This window comes from Dyadobacter sp. 676 (genome assembly GCF_040448675.1).
Classification (GTDB): domain Bacteria; phylum Bacteroidota; class Bacteroidia; order Cytophagales; family Spirosomataceae; genus Dyadobacter.
Window position 1 is genome coordinate 1438064 of sequence record NZ_CP159289.1, and the last position, 17515, is coordinate 1455578.

14 protein-coding genes and 3 pseudogenes are annotated in these 17515 nt (G+C 49.9%); 5 read left to right on the forward strand and 12 right to left on the reverse strand.

Features of this window, described 5'->3' with window-relative positions; translation table 11 throughout:
• The first annotated feature begins 4 nt into the window (after positions 1 to 4).
• A complete protein-coding gene (locus tag ABV298_RS06645; protein ID WP_353721374.1) occupies positions 5 to 844 on the forward strand; it encodes a S1-like domain-containing RNA-binding protein in 840 nt (279 codons plus the stop codon).
• 89 nt (positions 845 to 933) lie between these two features.
• Here the strand turns inward: ABV298_RS06645 and ABV298_RS06650 are convergent.
• Both ABV298_RS06650 and ABV298_RS06655 read right to left on the reverse strand, forming a co-directional pair.
• Positions 934 to 2239: pseudogene (locus tag ABV298_RS06650) on the reverse strand (amidohydrolase family protein).
• Between the two features lie 28 nt (positions 2240 to 2267).
• On the reverse strand, positions 2268 to 5303 hold the full coding sequence (locus ABV298_RS06655; RefSeq protein WP_353721375.1) for an amidohydrolase family protein: 3036 nt from the start codon (positions 5301 to 5303) through the stop codon (positions 2268 to 2270).
• A 171-nt stretch (positions 5304 to 5474) separates the two neighbouring features.
• Between ABV298_RS06655 and ABV298_RS06660 the strand changes: the two are divergent.
• The 4 genes and pseudogenes from ABV298_RS06660 to ABV298_RS06675 form a co-directional block, all read left to right on the forward strand.
• Positions 5475 to 5738 (forward strand): annotated as a pseudogene (locus ABV298_RS06660) (hypothetical protein); the annotation flags it as partial.
• Positions 5739 to 5875: 137 nt separating this feature from the next.
• Positions 5876 to 6499 carry a hypothetical protein gene (locus ABV298_RS06665; RefSeq protein WP_353721376.1) on the forward strand — a complete coding sequence of 208 codons (624 nt, stop codon included), beginning with the start codon at positions 5876 to 5878 and terminating at the stop codon, positions 6497 to 6499.
• 5 nt (positions 6500 to 6504) lie between these two features.
• Positions 6505 to 7260 carry a DUF3307 domain-containing protein gene (locus ABV298_RS06670; RefSeq protein WP_353721377.1) on the forward strand — a complete coding sequence of 252 codons (756 nt, stop codon included), beginning with the start codon at positions 6505 to 6507 and terminating at the stop codon, positions 7258 to 7260.
• A 58-nt stretch (positions 7261 to 7318) separates the two neighbouring features.
• Complete coding sequence (locus ABV298_RS06675; RefSeq protein ID WP_353721378.1) at positions 7319 to 7681, forward strand: hypothetical protein; 363 nt, start codon at positions 7319 to 7321, stop codon at positions 7679 to 7681.
• A gap of 444 nt (positions 7682 to 8125) precedes the next feature.
• Here ABV298_RS06675 and ABV298_RS06680 read toward each other — a convergent pair.
• The 10 genes and pseudogenes from ABV298_RS06680 to ABV298_RS06725 form a co-directional block, all read right to left on the reverse strand.
• Positions 8126 to 9722, reverse strand: a pseudogene (locus ABV298_RS06680) (peptide chain release factor 3).
• 198 nt (positions 9723 to 9920) lie between these two features.
• The gene (locus ABV298_RS06685; protein ID WP_353723151.1) at positions 9921 to 10529 is read right to left on the reverse strand and encodes an inorganic pyrophosphatase; all 609 of its coding nucleotides are present in this window, start codon (positions 10527 to 10529) and stop codon (positions 9921 to 9923) included.
• A 62-nt stretch (positions 10530 to 10591) separates the two neighbouring features.
• Complete coding sequence (locus ABV298_RS06690) at positions 10592 to 11563, reverse strand: glycosyltransferase family 2 protein (protein WP_353721379.1); 972 nt, start codon at positions 11561 to 11563, stop codon at positions 10592 to 10594.
• 60 nt (positions 11564 to 11623) lie between these two features.
• Positions 11624 to 12346 (reverse strand): methyltransferase, encoded by a 723-nt coding sequence (locus ABV298_RS06695; protein ID WP_353721380.1) that lies wholly within the window; start codon positions 12344 to 12346, stop codon positions 11624 to 11626.
• A gap of 7 nt (positions 12347 to 12353) precedes the next feature.
• Positions 12354 to 12983, reverse strand: a complete 630-nt coding sequence (locus tag ABV298_RS06700; RefSeq protein ID WP_353721381.1) for a ribonuclease H family protein — start codon at positions 12981 to 12983, stop codon at positions 12354 to 12356.
• Between the two features lie 86 nt (positions 12984 to 13069).
• Positions 13070 to 14302 carry a peptidase T gene (pepT, locus tag ABV298_RS06705; RefSeq protein WP_353721382.1) on the reverse strand — a complete coding sequence of 411 codons (1233 nt, stop codon included), beginning with the start codon at positions 14300 to 14302 and terminating at the stop codon, positions 13070 to 13072.
• Between the two features lie 29 nt (positions 14303 to 14331).
• Positions 14332 to 14796 (reverse strand): nucleoside triphosphate pyrophosphohydrolase family protein, encoded by a 465-nt coding sequence (locus ABV298_RS06710; RefSeq protein WP_353721383.1) that lies wholly within the window; start codon positions 14794 to 14796, stop codon positions 14332 to 14334.
• Between the two features lie 54 nt (positions 14797 to 14850).
• Positions 14851 to 15420: a MarC family protein gene (locus ABV298_RS06715; RefSeq protein WP_353721384.1), complete on the reverse strand. Its 570-nt coding sequence runs from the start codon at positions 15418 to 15420 to the stop codon at positions 14851 to 14853.
• A 94-nt stretch (positions 15421 to 15514) separates the two neighbouring features.
• Complete coding sequence (locus ABV298_RS06720) at positions 15515 to 16228, reverse strand: NUDIX domain-containing protein (protein ID WP_353721385.1); 714 nt, start codon at positions 16226 to 16228, stop codon at positions 15515 to 15517.
• A 75-nt stretch (positions 16229 to 16303) separates the two neighbouring features.
• Entirely contained in the window at positions 16304 to 17362 is a 1059-nt protein-coding gene (locus ABV298_RS06725) for an aminotransferase class V-fold PLP-dependent enzyme (RefSeq protein ID WP_353721386.1), read from the reverse strand.
• Positions 17363 to 17515 lie beyond the last annotated feature (153 nt).

Sequence of the window (17515 nt, forward strand, 5' to 3'; positions counted from 1 at the left end):
AATAATGCTGTTTATCGGAAAATACAATTATCTCACCATCGAGCGGATCACGAGTGTCGGCATGTTCCTGAGTGACGTCGAGGGTGAAGAAGTGCTGCTTCCCAATCAATACATCACAGACGACATGCAGGTCGGTGACCAGATCAAGGTATTCGTGTACCTCGATTCAGAAGACCGTCCGGTGGCCACCACGCAAACGCCGAAAATTATCCGGAACGAGTTCGCATTTCTGGAAGTAACGGATGTTTCCGAATATGGTGCGTTTCTCGACTGGGGGCTTATTAAAGACCTTTTCGTTCCTTTCCGCGAGCAACCGAAACCAATGCAGGTCGGCGAATGGCATGTGGTGTTCCTCTATCTCGATCAAAAAACGCAGCGTCTCCTGGCCTCTGCGAAAATCGATAAATTCCTCGAAAACGAACGGCTCACCGTCAAAGAAGGTGAAGAAGTGGATCTGCTGGTGTGGCAAAAAACAGACTTGGGTTATAACGTAGTCGTCAACCAGTACCACAAAGGGCTTATTTATGCCAACGAAGTATTCCAGCCGTTGCATATCGGCGATTCGCTGAAAGGCTATATCAAAAAAATCCGTGAAGAAAACAAGCTGGACATCAGTTTGCAAAAAACGGGTTACGAAGTCGTGGAACCCGTTGCCAAACAGATTTTGGAGGAGATCAGAACCGGCAAGGGCTTCCTGAACCTATCCGATAACTCGTCGCCGGAGGCTATTTATAACAGGTTAAAAATCAGCAAAAAAGTATTTAAAAAGGCAATTGGCGGGTTGTACAAGCAGGGAATTATCCGTATTGAAGAAGATGGAGTATATCTTGTTACGAAAAGTTGACCTATTCTATTCTCAATCCAAAACACACAAACAAGCCATCCGCCAGCTCATTGGCGGATGGCTTTTCTCATTTCCGGCCAGTCGGCCGGTTACTTGCCGCCGTACTTTTCCTTGTACTTTTCGTAGAGCCGCTTTTGCTTATCGTCCAGATTGACTTTCCCCCCCGCGGATATACGCCATCTGAACGACGTTACCCCGCATGTCGAGAATATCGCCTTCCGAAACAATCAGTGACGCGTGTTTGCCTTTTTCAAGCGTACCTACCTGCTGGCCGGCGCCTATAATGTCGGCGGCGTTGCGGGTTACGAATTGCAATGCTTCTTCGGGCGTGATACCTCCAAAGCCCGATGCCGTGCCGGCCAGAAAGCCGAGGTTACGAGTGCGCCACCATTCGTAGGCATAGGTAACGGCTACCTTCACACCGGCTTTGTGCAGGATGCCGGGCAGCTCGTAAGGCAGGTAAACGTTTTCATCCACACCGTCGGGCAACCTGTGTGTGGAGTTGATGATCACCGGCACCTGGTTTTCTTTGAGGAAAGAGGTTACTTTGTGCGACTCGTTACCGCCTGCGATCACGATCTTTTTCACGCCCGCTTCCTTCGCAAACCGGATAGATTCGATGATATCCTTTGCATAATCGGCTCTGATGTAGAGATTGGCCGTTCCCTCGAAAAGGGACTTCATGGCAGCCAGGCGCAGGTTTACGGGATTTGGATTGGCGATCTCCGCATAAGCTTTCGCCTCGGAGAATGTCTTTTTGAAGAGGTCAATCGTTTCCTGCCGCTTTTCATTCCTTTTAACCGAATAGGTGAACGTTTCGTTGTCGAAACTCCCTGCCAGAAACGGCGGCCAGCTCAGCCATATTCCGTCGTCTTTCTTCAAAACCGCATCTTCCCAGTTCCAGCCATCGCTATAAAAAACCGACGAAGAGCCGGAAATGGCCCCTCCCTGCGGAACCGACTGGGACAATAAAATCCCGTTTCCACGTAATGTAGGGATCACCTCCGAATCGGTATTGTACGCAACGAGCGCTCGAACGTGCGGATTAATCTCGCCTACCTCCTGGTAATCCAGCGTCGCGCGCACAGAAGCTATTTCCTGCAACCCTACGGTGGTATTCAGTGAGATAATTCCCGGAAAAATGTGCTTTCCCTTCACATCCACCGTTTCGGCACCGGCGGGGCCTGCTACCGAGCCCGCGGGCCCGACCTGCGTGATAATGCCTTTTTCGAATGCAATGGCGCCATTCGGGATCACCTCGCCGTTTCCAATGTGGATCGTCGCTCCTGTTAATACTATCGGCTTTGCCTGTGGCCTGGCGGGTGCCGGGTTTTGGGCTTGCGCACCGGCAACCAGTCCGAGCAACAAGCCCGCAATCAGTCTATATCTTTTCATCATTTTATTTGAATTTCTCGATACACAATTATCTGCCCGATTCGTAGGTATGTTCTCCATGAACGCCCGCCACATCCTCGCAGTGCCACATATGCGGCTTCACGGCTTCCGGTTTTTGGGTAGGTTTGCCGTCGGCTTTTTCCCCGAGCATTTTCTGGATCAGGCGTTCACGCTCAATCGACATCGATTTTTGCTTCTCCTCGTCTTTCTTGCGGTCAAAGTAAATCGCACCCTCGATCATCGTGAATTCCGGCCTTGCGTAAACCGATAGCGGGTTGGCATTCCAGAGCACCAGGTCGGCATCCTTACCTGCCTTCACGCTCCCCATACGGTCGTCGACATGAAGGAGTTTGGCAGGGTTCAAAGTCACCATTTTCCAGGCCTCCTCTTCGGGCACACCGCCATATTCGACCGTTTTCGCGGCCTCCTGGTTCAGTCTCCGGGCCATTTCGGCGTCATCGGAGTTAATTGCGACGGTTACGCCCTCATGGTACATCAGCGCGGCATTGTAAGGAATTGCCTCTTTCACTTCCATTTTATAAGCCCACCAATCCGCAAACGTGGAGCCGCCGATGCCTCTTTTCTGCATTCCGTCGGCTAGTTTATAACCTTCCAGGATGTGAGTAAAGGTATTGATTTTGAATCGCAGTGAATCAGCGACGTGCATTAGCATATTGATTTCCGATTGGACGTAGGAATGGCAGGTGATGAAGCGCTGATTGTCCAGTATTTCTGCGAGTGCGTCGAGTTCGAGGTCCCGGCGAGGCGGCGCAATATGCTGCTTTTTTGCATTTGCATTATAATTTTTCCAATTGGCGGCATATTCTTTCGCACGCAGGAAATGGTCGAAATAAATTTGCTCTACGCCCATGCGTGTCTGCGGGAAGCGTACGCGCTGCACATCGCCCCAGTTCGACTGCTTCACGTTCTCGCCCAGTGCGAATTTGATCGTCTTCACTCCCGGCACAAGCATTTCCGACTGGCTTGCGCCCCATTTCAGCTTGATCATCGCGCTCTGCCCGCCAATGGAATTCGCCGAACCGTGCAGCAAGTGCGAGGCTGTTACACCGCCCGCCAGCTGCCGGTAAATATTAATGTCATCGGGATTGATCACATCGCTCATGCGCACTTCCGCGGAGCTCGACTGCCCGCCTTCATTAATGCTGAAAAGCGCGATATGCGAATGCTCGTCGATAATGCCGCTGGTGAGGTGCTTGCCTGTGCCGTCGATCGTCCTCGCACCGGACGGCGCCGACAGGCCTTTACCTACTTTGGCGATTTTCCCGTTTTGAACGATTACGTCCGCATTCGTCAGGATGCCTTCCTTTTCATTCGTCCAGATCGTCGCATTTTTGATCAGTACGTTTTCTTTGGCGGGCAATATTTCATTACCGAAGCCCACGAACGGATAAACAATGGGCCCCGTTTCCCTGCTTTTCGGCTTCGCGGTATCGGCGGCGGCAATGGCGGTATACTTTTCCGTAAGGGTAGCGCTCCATGGAATAACCGTTCCGTTCGGCAGCACACCTTCGCCCGTAAACCCGTTTCCCCTGAGCCAGCCCGTAAGCCGGGTTGTTCCGCCTGCTTTTTTGTCCTGCTGATAAGTTAATGTAAGTAATGCATTGGCAAGGATTGCCTTGGGGGTAATCTTGATGGAATCCTGCACTACAATCTTATACTCGGGTTTTTCCGGTGAGCCGGTGATCTGTAATTTTCCGGCGGGTTGATTGTTCAGCGATAGCGAGTAAGTACCTCGTACATCCGGTGCATCCAGGGCGGTCAGCACAAATTTCCTGCCCTGAACCCAGTTTTCATAAATCACATTGTCTTTCGAAAACAGATCTCCGGAAGTGATGATGAAATTGGCCAGCATTCCCGGTTTCAGGCTCCCTATTTGATCGTCGGCTTTAATGAGCGATGCGGGAAGGGTCGTCAGCGCAGCCAATGCACGCTCCTTCGGCAGGCCGTATTCGATGGCGGTTCTGAGATTTTTCCAGAAATCGGCTTTATTTCTTAAACCCGAGGTCGTCAATGCGAACGGAATTTCCGCCTTCGCTACCTCCGAGGCGTTGCGCGGGGCCAGCTCCCAGTGCTTCAACTGGCTCATCGTCACTACTTCCGCATCCCAGGGGTCGGTTACATCATATGCATCGGGGAATACGAGCGGCAGCAACAAGGTCGCTTTGCTCTCCTTAATCTCCCGGATACGCTGGTATTCATCGCCGCCTCCACGGATAATGTATTGTATTCCAAACTCATCCCCGATCCTGTCGGCGCGCAGAACGCTGAATTTGTCATTGGTTTCAAAAAACGAAGGCAATCCTTTGATCTGGTTGAATGCTTCCAGTGAGAGGTTGGTTTCTTTCCTGTTGCCGCCTTTGGCATACCAATCTGCATCATAGTAGTTTTGCCGGAGCAACGCCACGACGCCCATTCCCGATGAAGGGTATGTCTGCGACGAGCTCCCTTTTCCAAAAGAGAAATGCGCCGACGCCTTGCTATTGAGCATTGCCTTGTTCGCCGGCTCGTCGGTAAGGGTCACAAGCGCGCCGCTTCCACGCACGATGCCGTCGTGCGAATGTACCAGCACGGTCCCGAACCCGAGTTTCCGCAGGTCGCCGGCCTTTTTGGGATCGGGTGTAAAAAGGATGCTGGCGTCCGTTTCAGGCTGGATAGCCTGATTCCAGCCGAACGCACCTTTTTTGTTCGACTCAAGTTGGGGAGTTTGCCGGCCGCCTCCGCCCTGCGCCCTTCTTACCTCCGGCATCCCATAGTCTGAATCCAGCTCGATGAGCGAAGCATAAATGAATTTTCCTCTCAGGTCGACCGTGACTGTACCGGCCGGGATTTTCACTTGTTTCCCCGTTTCCCGGATCACCCCGTTTTCGATCAGCATGGCCGCATTCTCGATCGTCGTTTTAGGGTCTACCACGATCGTAGCATTTGTAAAAGCATACCTGCCGGGCCGCTCGTCATAAGCGCCGTTCCTGGGGAAGGTTTCCTGCGCACGACAATAAACCGTGAACGCCATACAGGCTAATATCGTTGATAATTGTTTAAACATATATTGTTGTTTTAATTACAATTGTGCCTTACAATATACAAGTTAAATCCGTAAAACAGGGCCCAGAGGCACGATTCGGGGTAAGTTGCAATAAGCCCGCAGAATTTTCATGTTGTTTTGAATTATTAGCATCTTGCAGCCTGTTTGACCTTCATCCACCTTTTTCGTATCATGACATTCGAACAATTTCAGGAATCGCTTGCACTCTCTTCGCCGCCCAAAGGCCTTCCGATATTGCTGGAAGCGCTCTGGCACGATGCCAAAGGAAATTGGGAAGCGGCCCATAATATTGCCCAAAGCAGGGAGGGGACGCAACCTTACGACCGTTTGCACGCCTACCTGCACCGGGTAGAGGGCGATGCTTTTAATGCCGGATACTGGTACCGGCGTGCTGGTTCGGAGGTATTTAAGGGTAGCCTGAAAGAAGAATGGGCTCATCTGGCCAATCTGTTCCTCCAAAAGCATAAGGCTTTTTACTTATACTCCGACAATATAAGGTTTTTAACTTATATGATTAAAATATAAGGCTTTTACCTTATATTCGCCCGTTATAAGTAAAAAGCCTTATGCTTATGAAAGCTGTCATTACTGCCGATATGGTAAACTACACGCAATTTCCGCGTGAAGAAACAGCCTTATGGCTGGAAGAAATGCTTGCAGTTTTGCACCAGAACCAAGACTTTAAATGGGCATTAAAACCCGAAATGTACCGCGGCGACAGCTTTCAGGCGGTATTGAAGAATACGGATGAGGCAATGCGCCTGGCTATTCTCGCCCGCGTATGCATCCGTAAACACGCCCCTAACGCCGACATGCGCATTGCCATCGGTATCGGAAAAACCGAACAACTTACCGACCGCCCCGGCACATCCGATGGCGAAGCATTCAGGTTATCAGGACATCTGGCGGATAAGATCCGTCAGCAGAAAGCACGGATCGGGATTGCACTGCCCAAACCATCGGAACCGCTATCGGCCACGCTCGACCTCCTGGAAACCATTATCGAAGACTGGACCCTGGCACAAAGCCAGGTGATCGAGGCCTTGCTGCAAGGCAGGAATATCACTCAAATCGCAGAGGCATTGTCGATCAGCCAACCGGCGGCAAGCCAACGGGTTGCCGCTTCCAAATGGTGGGCAATTGAAAGTTTTCTTGCTACCTTTCCAAAGCAGTTGTCACTATACACTAAACGCTAACGCTTATGAGAGAATTTCTGCTCCTTCTCCTGGCACACGTTCTTGTAGATTTTTACTGGCAACCTACCTCGTGGGTAGCCGACAAAAGGGAGAAAAAATACAAATCCCGCTATCTTTACTTACACGTATTACTGGTAATCATTGTATCCTATATCACCCTCCACGCGTGGAAAAATCCGCTACCAGCCATTGCGGTGGGGATTGCACACGGCGTCATTGATCTTGTAAAAATATCATTTGACAAAAAAGGCTCCCTGACCTGGTTCGTCGTCGATCAGGTTGCTCATCTGGTCACCATTGCGCTTACGGCACTCATTCTCACGAGCAATATCGGGCCTGGTTTTGAAATACTGGCCGCCTGGCTCAACACCCCTAAAACCCTCGCGACACTGTCGGGCGCACTGCTTTCGCTCTCGCCTATCTCGTTTCTCGTAGGTATCCTGACCAGGCCCTGGCGGGAAGAACTTGCCAAACTGGCCCCCGAGGCAGATGATAACCTCGCCAATGCCGGCCGTTGGATAGGTATGTCCGAGCGGTTGCTCATTTTTGTCTTTGTGCTGGTGAACCAGTATTCCGCCATAGGCTTCCTGATTGCCGCCAAGTCGCTTCTAAGATACAATGACAAAGCAACCGATGCAGGCATTCCGCCTGCCTATATCAGCAAAAAATCGGAATATGTACTCGTCGGGACTTTGATGAGCTACACCTGTGCCATTGCCATTGCGCTGGCCGTCAGGATACTCAGCCAAAAATTTAAATAACCGGGTTAAACCCGTCGCGCGTTTTCGCATCTAACCCGGGTATCTAAATTTTTTGACCATGAGGAAATCATTATTGGCCATTTTACTGGCCTTTGTCAGCTTCACAACCTTCGCGCAGCGCGGCGGTAACGCAACGCCCGAGCAACGCGCCGAGAACCAGACCAAAACCTTGACCGAAAATCTCAAACTTTCGGACGACCAGCAGAAAAAAGTGTACGACCTTAGCCTGGCACGCGCCAAGAAAATGCAGGAATTAAGGGATGCCCAAAACATGGACCGCGAGCAGATGCGGGTTTCTATGGAAACATTCAACACCGAGCTCGCCAAAATTCTTACCGTCGAACAGCAGGAAAAATACAAAACCATGCTGGAAGACCGGAGGAATAACCGCGGCGGCGGTGACCGGGGCCCCAGAAAATAACACCGGGGTAAAAGCAAAACAGGCTGCCAAATTTTCGCATTTGGCAGCCTGTTTCAATATCGGGCATTTCGAATTTCTAAATCACGCCTTCCTGCTTCAAAAGATCATTCAGGCAAAATTGGTATTGATCAAAAACCGGGATCATTTCGTCCCATTCGTAGACAGCCCATTCGCGTGACTGATCCATTACCATGATTTTACGGCTTTCTGTCAAGATCCAGATCAAACAATAGTTGCGACCAACACCTGTAAAAAACTGCAACCCATAACTTCTTCCGGAGACAAATTATTTTCCAGTACTTTCTTGTAGCCTTTGCGGTACAAGGGGCGTCCGTCGAGTTCTTCGAAGATCAGGCTAGCAGGAATTGTCTCGGTGAGTATCATGGTCTTTTCAATTGGCTCCTAAATAAATATAGCGAATTTCAACCTAACTCAAATTAAGCTTTAAAGCGCCATCTCCGTCTTGAATTCCGACGTAAAATGGAAGTGAATGGCCGGGTTATTTTCACGGTTCATGCGGATCATCCATTCGGATTCGGCCAGGAATACCGGGTTGCGGTCCTTGTCGTAGGCGATCTGGTTGCCTTTCAAACGGATAAACTGGTCCATTGCCGCCTTGTCGTCGGCGGTGAGCCAGCAGGCGCGGGAAATGTTCATCGGTACCCAGCGGCATTTGGCGCCGTATTCGTGTTCTAGGCGGTACTGGATTACGTCGAATTGAAGTTCCCCAACGGTACCTACCACTTTCCTATTGCCCAAATCGAGCGTAAAAAGCTGCGCTACTCCCTCGTCGGTGAGTTGCTGGATACCCTTTTCCAATTGCTTGGATTTCATGGGGTCCATATTGATCAGCTCCTTGAATATCTCGGGCGAAAAGCTCGGAATGCCTGAGAATTGCAGGTTTTCACCTTCCGTCAACGTATCGCCGATTTTGAAGTTCCCGGTGTCATAAAGGCCGACCACATCCCCCGGGTAACCTTCCTCCATCACACTCTTGTCCGAAGCCATGAATGTGAACGGGCTCGAAAAGCGTATGTCTTTGCCCAACCGCACGTGTTTGTAAAATTTTCCCCTTTCGAACTTGCCCGAGCAAATGCGGAGGAATGCAATGCGGTCGCGGTGGCGGGGATCAAGGTTGGCGTGAATTTTAAATACGAAACCGGTGAATTTAGGTTCCGTCGGTTCCACTTCGCGCACATCCGTAGGGCGTGGCTGCGGAATAGGCGAAATCTCGCAGAATGTATCCAGCAACTCTTTGATACCGAAGTTATTGATCGCACTCCCAAAGAATACCGGTGCAAGCTGACCTTTCTGATAAGCCTCTTCAGAGAACGCATCATAAACACCCTCCACGAGCTCCACATCCTCGGCCAGCTGGGTGGCGTCTTTTTCTCCAAGCAGTTCGGCAAGTTGCTCGTCTTCCAGATTCACCTTGGCAACATCGTTCTCGATTTTCGTCTTATTAATCTTAAAGAAATACAGCATTTGCTCATACAAACTGTAAACCCCCCTTAAAATTCGCGCCCATGTTGATCGGCCAGGTAAGCGGCCGGACGCGGATATTCAGCTTGCTTTCGAGCTCATCGAGCAGTTCGAATGGGTTCTGACCTTCCCGGTCGAGCTTATTGATAAACACGATCACGGGCGTGTTGCGCATGCGGCAAACCTCCATCAGCCGTTCGGTTTGCTCTTCGACACCCTTTACACAATCGACCACGAGGATTACACTGTCCACGGCTGTCAACGTGCGGTAGGTATCTTCGGCAAAGTCCTTGTGGCCGGGCGTATCGAGGATGTTGATCAGCAGGTCCCTGTATTCGAAGGTCATTACCGACGTCGCAACCGAAATACCACGTTGCTTCTCGATCTCCATAAAGTCGGAAGTCGCCGTCTTCTTGATCTTATTGGACTTTACCGCGCCGGCTGTTTGGATTGCACCACCGAAAAGGAGCAGCTTTTCAGTAAGCGTGGTTTTCCCGGCATCGGGGTGACTGATAATCGCAAACGTACGGCGCTTCTTGATTTCTTGTAAATTACTCATATATATTGCTATCTCGAACGGATAGTCGTTTTTCAGGAACATCACCTAAACCACTTTGTTTCAAAGCATTGGCAATGCATTACCCATTGTGACAGAATTGCAAAATTTGCACAAAGATAAGAATAAAGAAAAGCCGCCCCTAATGAGGACGGCTCTAAATTACACGGCATTCCACGCCGGTCGGTAATTCTTCGAATCTCAGTAATAAGAATGCTTGTAATCCTCCACCGAAGTAAGAATCACCTCATGTGCCTCTTCCCTACCGTACACATTGGTAATCTCGATATGAGCTTTCTCGCCCGGGAGGTTTTTGTAAGTCAGGAAGTAGTGTTTCAAACGCTCCACGATACCGTCCGGCAGCTCGCTCAGGTCGTTGAACTGGCCGTACACTTCATCGCCTTTCAGTACGGCGATGATCTTGTCGTCGGCTTCGCCACCATCGATCAGACGGATACCGCCGATAGGCTTCGCCTCGCACATGATGTTGCCATGTGAGATGATTTTTTCGCACAATACAATGATATCCAGCGGGTCACCGTCCCCTTCGGTCACATCGCGGCCGGAGCGCTCACGGGCCAGCGCCGCAATTTTGTCGGCGCAGTAAGTTTTAGGGATAAAGCCGTACAATGCGGGAACGATGTTCGAATATTTCTGAGGACGGTCGATTTTGAGGTAACCGGTGGCCTTGTCAATTTCGTACTTTACGGTATCGGTAGGAACAATTTCAATAAATGCAGTCACTAGTTCGGGTGCCTTGTCACCCATTGGAATTCCGTGCCACGGATGTGCTTTGTGTACGTTAGCGATCATTAGTTGTGTAATAGGTAATAACTTAATACTTAAATTTCGTTGAATACTGTCTTGATTTTTTACAATCCCGCCTTTTCGGCAATAGTGTAATCCCCTGTTTTTGAAACAGATTGCTTTACAAATAATTCACCCAAAAATCCTGCGAGAAATAATTGAGAGCCTACCATAATGGCAACCAGCGCCAAAAAGAACAGCGGGTTTTCTGTAACATTCCGGTAGGGCAATAAATTGTAAATGTTATATATTTTTTTCCCGATTAGCCACACAGCTATAAGGCTTCCAAGAAAAAACATAAGGGTTCCGAGACTACCAAACAAATGCATGGGCCTTCGGCCAAACTTATTCACAAAGGCGATCGAAAGCAAATCCAAGAAGCCAAAAATGAAGCGTTCCAGACCGAATTTTGTGTGACCGTATTTGCGCGCCCGGTGCTGCACCACCTTCTCCCCGATCTTCGCAAAACCATTCCATTTCGCGATTACCGGAATGTATCGGTGCATCTCTCCGTAAATAGTGATATTTTTCACTACCTCTTTGCGATAAGCCTTTAAGCCACAATTGAAATCGTGGAGGAACACTCCGGAAATTTGCCGGGTGGCCGCATTGAAAAGTTTGGTGGGAATGGTCTTGGTAACAGGGTCGTAACGCTTCTTTTTCCAGCCCGAAACAAGGTCGTAACGGTCGTTGACGATCATACTGTACAGTTCCGGAATTTCGTCGGGACTATCCTGCAAATCGGCGTCCATCGTGATGACTACGTTGCCTTTTGCGGCCTGAAAACCGGTTTGCAATGCGGCCGTTTTACCATAATTCCGCACGAAACGCATGCCCCGCACATTCGGGTTTTCACTTGAAAGTTGCTGGATCACCTCCCAGGAGCGGTCCTTGCTGCCGTCGTCCATGAAAAGCACTTCGTAGGTGAAGCCATTCTCGTCCATTACCCGCGCAATCCACTCGCAGAGCTCAGGAAGCGATTCTTCTTCATTATAAAGCGGGACAACAACGGAAATCTGGATAGCTTGGTCGGTCATGTACGGTTTCAGTGACAATGCTTTGCCGGCAATTTGCCGCAAAGTTCGTGTTTTTCCTGATCAAAATTTCAAATAAAAAGCTTTTAGCAATTCCCTGAAACGCGGATCGTGGGTCGTGCCATCCTTTTCATAAATGTAAAGATCAGGCTCAACATACACGGTATGAGCAAATTCCGCATGCTGAAAGACCATTAATACGCGAAACGCTTTTTTATCTTCCTGGTGAAACAATGTCAGTTTTCGGCTAAGTTTCCAGCCGGCCTGCTCCGCTTTCTCCGCAAAGCGCTCGCCCTCTTCGACCGGAAAGAGGATATTGAATTTACCGTCCGGCTTTAAAAGTCGCCCGATAGCCGTCAGCAGCTCTTCAAAATCAAGGGTTTTGGCATGATGCGCGATATTCTTTTTATCGATCGGTGAAAGCAGGTCCGACTGAAAGAAAGGCGGATTGGTAACGATCACGTCATACAAGTGATCCGACACAAACTCCTGCACCGCCGAATGAAATAGCGTAATGCGATCATGAAACGGGCTTTGTTCCACATTCTCGCCCGCCTGGTAAAAAGCCTCCGCATCGATCTCCACCGCGTCGATCATCGCGTACGAATTGCGCTGGGCCACCATCAAAGACAACAGCCCCGTTCCCGCCCCGATATCGAGAATGCGATCGGCGTCCTCCACATCTGCCCACGCGCCCAGCACGCAGGCGTCCGTACATACTTTCATCGCACACTGGTCCTGCCGGACCGTGAACTGCTTGAAACGGAAATGGGCATTACGCGGCATATATCTGTTATTTTCGTCCGAAATCAGCCGGATTTTCTCCCCAATACTCCGTTTCCCATTTCAATATCTTGTTGGGGTAAGTGTTTGTTGCAAGCCAGCGTTCGGCACGCTGCAACATTTCAAACAACGGCTTGTTCCGCGGTGTGAGGGCCAGCTTGGTATTCGCGTGTTTCTTTTTAACCCAGGCGATCGCCGTTTTGGAATCGCTGTAAATTGGCAGGTCGCTCTCCTTCTTTTGCAAATAAGCCAATGCATGCACGATCGCGAGAAACTCGCCGATATTATTGGTACCGTCTTTAAATGGCCCTTGCAGGAAAATACGGTCGCCCGTGGCGTAATAGACGCCCTGATACTCCATATCGCCGGTAGCGGTATTCCAGGCCGCATCTACCGCAATACTGTTCTTAATGGGCCTTCCCACATTCGCAGGCGGTTCCTGAACAGCCGGTTTCGAATCCTTTTTGGCCACAAACTCCCAGTAATTTCGCTGAATGGCCGCTTCGGCCTCCTGCAATGAGTCAAAAGACTTGTAGCGCGCATCCTCGAAGCCCTTAATCTGCGCCTCGCACTCCTTCCAGTCGGTAAACACGCCCGTCTTCCGGCCTTGCCACACTACGTAGTATTTGGTCTTTTTCAATTTTGAATGACTAATTTTTGAATGACCGAATGATTGAATGACCGAATGACTGAATATTGTCTATTCAATCATTCAGTCATTCAAAATTATTTCTCCGCCCAAACGCTCGCCAAACTGACGATAACGTCAACCGCCTTTTCCATGTCCTGCACCGATACCCATTCCAGTTTGGAGTGGAAAGCGTGCTCGCCGGCGAAGATGTTGGGGCATGGGAGGCCCATGAACGAGAGCCGCGAGCCGTCGGTGCCGCCGCGGATGCTGCGACGGATAGGCGTTAATCCTACCCTTTCCATGGCCGTCAATGCATTTTGGATCACTTCGGGATGTTGATCGAGCACTTCCTTCATATTCCGGTATTGTTCCTGAACTTTGAATTCGGCGGACGAATTCGGATATTCTTTCAGGACATCTTCCATTATGCCTTTCAGGAACGCCTCTTTTTCGTGCAGACCCGCAACGGTGAAATCGCGGATGATGAAGCTCAGCACGGCCTTCTCCTGAATGCCTTCCATCTGGACCGGATGGATAAAACCTTCCTTATCTTGGGTGGTTTCCGGCGAAAGTCTGTTTTTTGGAAGTCTCGCGAGGATTTCGGCAGCGATTTTCAATGCATTTTCCAGCTTGCCAATCGCATAACCGGGATGCGTACTCACCCCGTGAATGGTAATTTTCACGCCGTCGGCCGAAAACGTTTCGTCTTCCAGGGTCCCGATGGCCTCGCCGTCGACGGTGTAGCCAAAATCCGCGCCCAGCTTTTGCAGATCGACTTTTTCCGTTCCTCTTCCCACTTCCTCATCCGGCGTGAAGAGTATTTTAATAGTACCATGTTTCAGCTGCGGATTGGCAAACAAATACTCGGCAGCGGCCATTATTTCCGCTACACCTGCCTTATTATCAGCGCCCAGTAACGTAGTGCCGCTCGCGGTGACAATATCATTGCCAATCTGCTGGTCGAGGTCATGGAGTTCTCCGATTCTCAAAACCTGCGAAGGATCGTCAGGCAGGACAATATCCGACCCATCCCAATTCCGGTGAACGATCGGCTTTACGTTAGCGCCCGTAACATCCGACGAAGTATCCACATGCGAGCAGAAGCAGATCACGGGAATGTCCGTCCTGTCCGAATTGGACGGAATGGTCGCGTATACATATCCGTGCTCATCCACGTGCGCGTCCGTAACGCCCAGTGCGCGAAGTTCTTCGGCGAGCAGGTTGCTCAGGTTACGCTGTTTAGCAGTGCTTGGAAATGTTTCCGAGTTGGGGTCCGATTGTGTATCGATCTGCACATAACGCAGGAATCTTTCAAGAACAGAGCTCATAATGAGTCGATTAAACCTTGGAAATATAATTAACCGATGATTGAAGCCAGATCGGCGGGCGAATAATTGATATTCTTCAAAGTCTTGTCGTCGGTCGTGCGGTACACGAGGTATTTGCCCTTATCCTCTTTGTAGTAGCAATCGGTGCCTTTGGCCTGGTAATGCGCCACGGTCGCCTCGGCCTCTTCCACAGAGTTGCAGGCTTTCGACATATTCGAACGTTGCACTTCGTCGAATAACGCGCGGAATTTCTCGCCCAACCCGAATTCCAGCACCGCTCCCGACAATACATATTGCAGGTCGCAAAGCGCATCGGCCACTTCGACAATGTCCTTTTCGAGGATCGCAACTTCCAGCTCCTTCAATTCTTCGGCCAGCAATGCCACGCGCAGGCGGCACCTTTCCTCGGAGGGGATCGTCGGCGTTTCCAGGATCGGGTGTTTGAAAGTTCTGTGAAAATCCGCGACTTGATTAAGGCTATCCAGTTGTTGCATTGTTATATGGTTTTAAAGATTTGTATTGCCTGAAATGTTGCATTCGGGGGCCACTTACATCGATAGGTTGGTTTTGAAAAGCTTGATCGCTATCGCCAGCAGGATAATGCCGAAAACCTTTCGGAGAATATCCGTACCACCCTGCCCTAGCTTCCGTTCCAGCCAGTTCGAGGATTTTAGTACGAGGTAAATGAAAAAGAGGTTCAGCCCGATGCCGACCAGGATATTCGGGATCTGGTATGCCGAGCGGAGCGACAGCAATGTGGTCATCGTAGCCGCGCCCGCGATCATCGGAAATGCGATCGGCACGATGGACGCCACGCCTACATCGACGTTGCCATGCTTGAAAATGTCGCGCCCCAGGATCATTTCGAGCCCGAGCAGGAACAGAATAATAGCCCCGGCAATGGCGAACGACGCGATATCGACGCCGAAAAGACTGAGCAACCTTTCCCCCAAAAACAGAAAGATCACCATGATCAGTCCGGCTACGATGGTCGTTTTTTCCGACTCGATTTTGCCGAGCTTCCGTCGGAAATCGACGATAACAGGCAATGAGCCAAGCACATCGATCACTGAGAAGAGGATCAGCGTGACGGAAACGATTTCCTTGAAATTGAACATGGATTTACACTTTGGGGCTTTTTGGTCCCGCAAAGTTGCTCAAAACCGACTGCTTACACAACCCATTATGCCGTCGGTTATGAAATCGGCACGGTCAGGAAGCGCTTCCAGGCAGGAAGTTCAGGAATGTATTGAACTGCTTCTTGTATTTCTCCTCGTCGATTTTATAGAAATAGGCGCCCTTTTTGGAATAACCTTTCTGCTTCTCGTCGAGCTTTATCAACAGGTTGGTCGACAATAATTTACGGCTGAAATTCCGTTTATCGAGCTCGGTACCAAAAATAGCTTCGTACAATTTCTGCAATTGCGGAATGGTAAATTTCTCGGGCAGCAATTCAAAACCGATCGGGTGCTGCGATGCCTTGTAACGCAGATGCTGAATGGCCCTGTCGACCATTTCGCCATGATCAAAAAGCATTTTAGGTAATTCCTGTATGGAGAACCATTGTGCTTCGTAGTTTTTGGAGATTTTATGATCGTAATCTTCGACATTGATCAACGCGAAGTAGGCTACCGAAACGGTCCTCTCGACCGGGTCGCGACGGGGGTTGCCAAATGTATAGAGTTGTTCGAGATAGATGTCGGTGAGGTTGGTAAGCTCGTACAAGATGCGGGAAGACGCCCCTTCGAGACTTTCGTCGGGCTGCACCCAGCCGCCCATCAGCGACCAGGTATGGTGCTCTTCCTCAATACCTCTTTTAACCAGTAACAATTTCAGCTCTTCGCCATCAAAACCAAAAATAATCGAATCCAGTGCGACCAGACATTTGGTCTGGGCCTGGTATTGCTTTAAAATATCAAGTCTCACAATCTAGTAAAGCGCAGGTGAGTGGATTTTATTTTTAGTTATAAATACAATGATGCCCATTTACTACTCATTTCGTCAATTCGGCGCCATTTTCACCAAAAACGCCTTCAAAATTGCAATTTCCTCGTCGGTAATCGCGGGGAAATTGGCAATGCGGAAGCTGGTATCCTTCTCTTTTCCATAGCCGTTGCCCAGTGTAATCCCTTCTTTTTGCGCTGCATTTTTAAGCTCCGGGATGCGCTCTTTTTTCTCGCGCACTGCAATTACCGTATCCGAGCGGACGGCTGCATTTTCAGCCACGAGCTGATACCCGTTTTCGAGCAGGAATGCATACCAGTCATGCGCGCGCCGGCGGGTTTGTGCATCCACTTCCCCAATAGGCGGAACCTGCTGCATGACCTTTCCGAGCAGGTAAATACCCAAAATATTGGGTGTAAAGGGCGTCTGAAATTTCAAAAAATTGTCGCGAATGAACAGCAGGCTATTGTAATGCTTCCGCTCGCCGATCTGTATTGCACGCTCGATCGCTTTGGGGGAAACGATCATCACCGCCAAACCGGCCGGCAAGCCGAAGCACTTTTGCACCGAAGCATACCAGATATCCGCATTTTCCCACGGCAAAACTACGCCTGCCATCGACGACGTCGCGTCCACGGCAATAAGGTTATCTACTTTCTTACGAATGTCGAGCAGGAAATCTTCCGGTATCTTCGTACCGTTCGAGGTTTCATTGTGCGTCACGCAGATCAGCTCGTTACGCGAGAACACGGCGGAACGATCCATCAGCAACGTCTCATTCAACCCGAAAGCCGCGTCGTTCGTCCTCAGCGAAATGCGATGCGTGTATTCCATCCACTTCTCTCCGAACGCCCCATTGTAAATATGCAGGCTCGAATCGATCAGCAACGACTGCGCGATGATTTCCCAGCATTCGGTCGCCGACGACACGAAATAGACTTCGTAACCCGCCGGAACGTCGAGCTTCGCCTTGAGGTCGGCGATCGTCCGTTCCAGCAAATCCATAAAACCTTTGCTGCGATGATTGGAGCTGATCAGTCCGCTGGCGAAAGCTTCGGAAATATATTGTTCGACCTGAGGATAAACCTTACTGGGCCCAGGGTAAAACGTGATCATAGCATTTCGTTTTTGGTTTAAACCAAAACATCACAGGCCGGAATAAAATCCCCCAAACCTGTGATGCCCTAAATATAAATGGAAAGCCAAAATGTCAAATGACAGGACCTTACGATACTTGACAACTCCTGACTACTTCTGACAATTCTCGAC

Excerpts from the sequence above, each read along its gene's own strand:
- ABV298_RS06645 (WP_353721374.1), top strand. The coding sequence starts at position 5 with ATGCTGTTTATCGGAAAATACAATTATCTCACCATCGAGCGGATCACG.
- ABV298_RS06655 (WP_353721375.1), bottom strand. The coding sequence starts at position 5,303 with ATGTTTAAACAATTATCAACGATATTAGCCTGTATGGCGTTCACGGTT.
- ABV298_RS06665 (WP_353721376.1), top strand. The coding sequence starts at position 5,876 with ATGAAAGCTGTCATTACTGCCGATATGGTAAACTACACGCAATTTCCG.
- ABV298_RS06670 (WP_353721377.1), top strand. The coding sequence starts at position 6,505 with ATGAGAGAATTTCTGCTCCTTCTCCTGGCACACGTTCTTGTAGATTTT.
- ABV298_RS06675 (WP_353721378.1), top strand. The coding sequence starts at position 7,319 with ATGAGGAAATCATTATTGGCCATTTTACTGGCCTTTGTCAGCTTCACA.
- ABV298_RS06690 (WP_353721379.1), bottom strand. The coding sequence starts at position 11,563 with ATGACCGACCAAGCTATCCAGATTTCCGTTGTTGTCCCGCTTTATAAT.
- ABV298_RS06695 (WP_353721380.1), bottom strand. The coding sequence starts at position 12,346 with ATGCCGCGTAATGCCCATTTCCGTTTCAAGCAGTTCACGGTCCGGCAG.
- pepT (WP_353721382.1), bottom strand. The coding sequence starts at position 14,302 with ATGAGCTCTGTTCTTGAAAGATTCCTGCGTTATGTGCAGATCGATACA.
- ABV298_RS06710 (WP_353721383.1), bottom strand. The coding sequence starts at position 14,796 with ATGCAACAACTGGATAGCCTTAATCAAGTCGCGGATTTTCACAGAACT.
- ABV298_RS06715 (WP_353721384.1), bottom strand. The coding sequence starts at position 15,420 with ATGTTCAATTTCAAGGAAATCGTTTCCGTCACGCTGATCCTCTTCTCA.
- ABV298_RS06725 (WP_353721386.1), bottom strand. The coding sequence starts at position 17,362 with ATGATCACGTTTTACCCTGGGCCCAGTAAGGTTTATCCTCAGGTCGAA.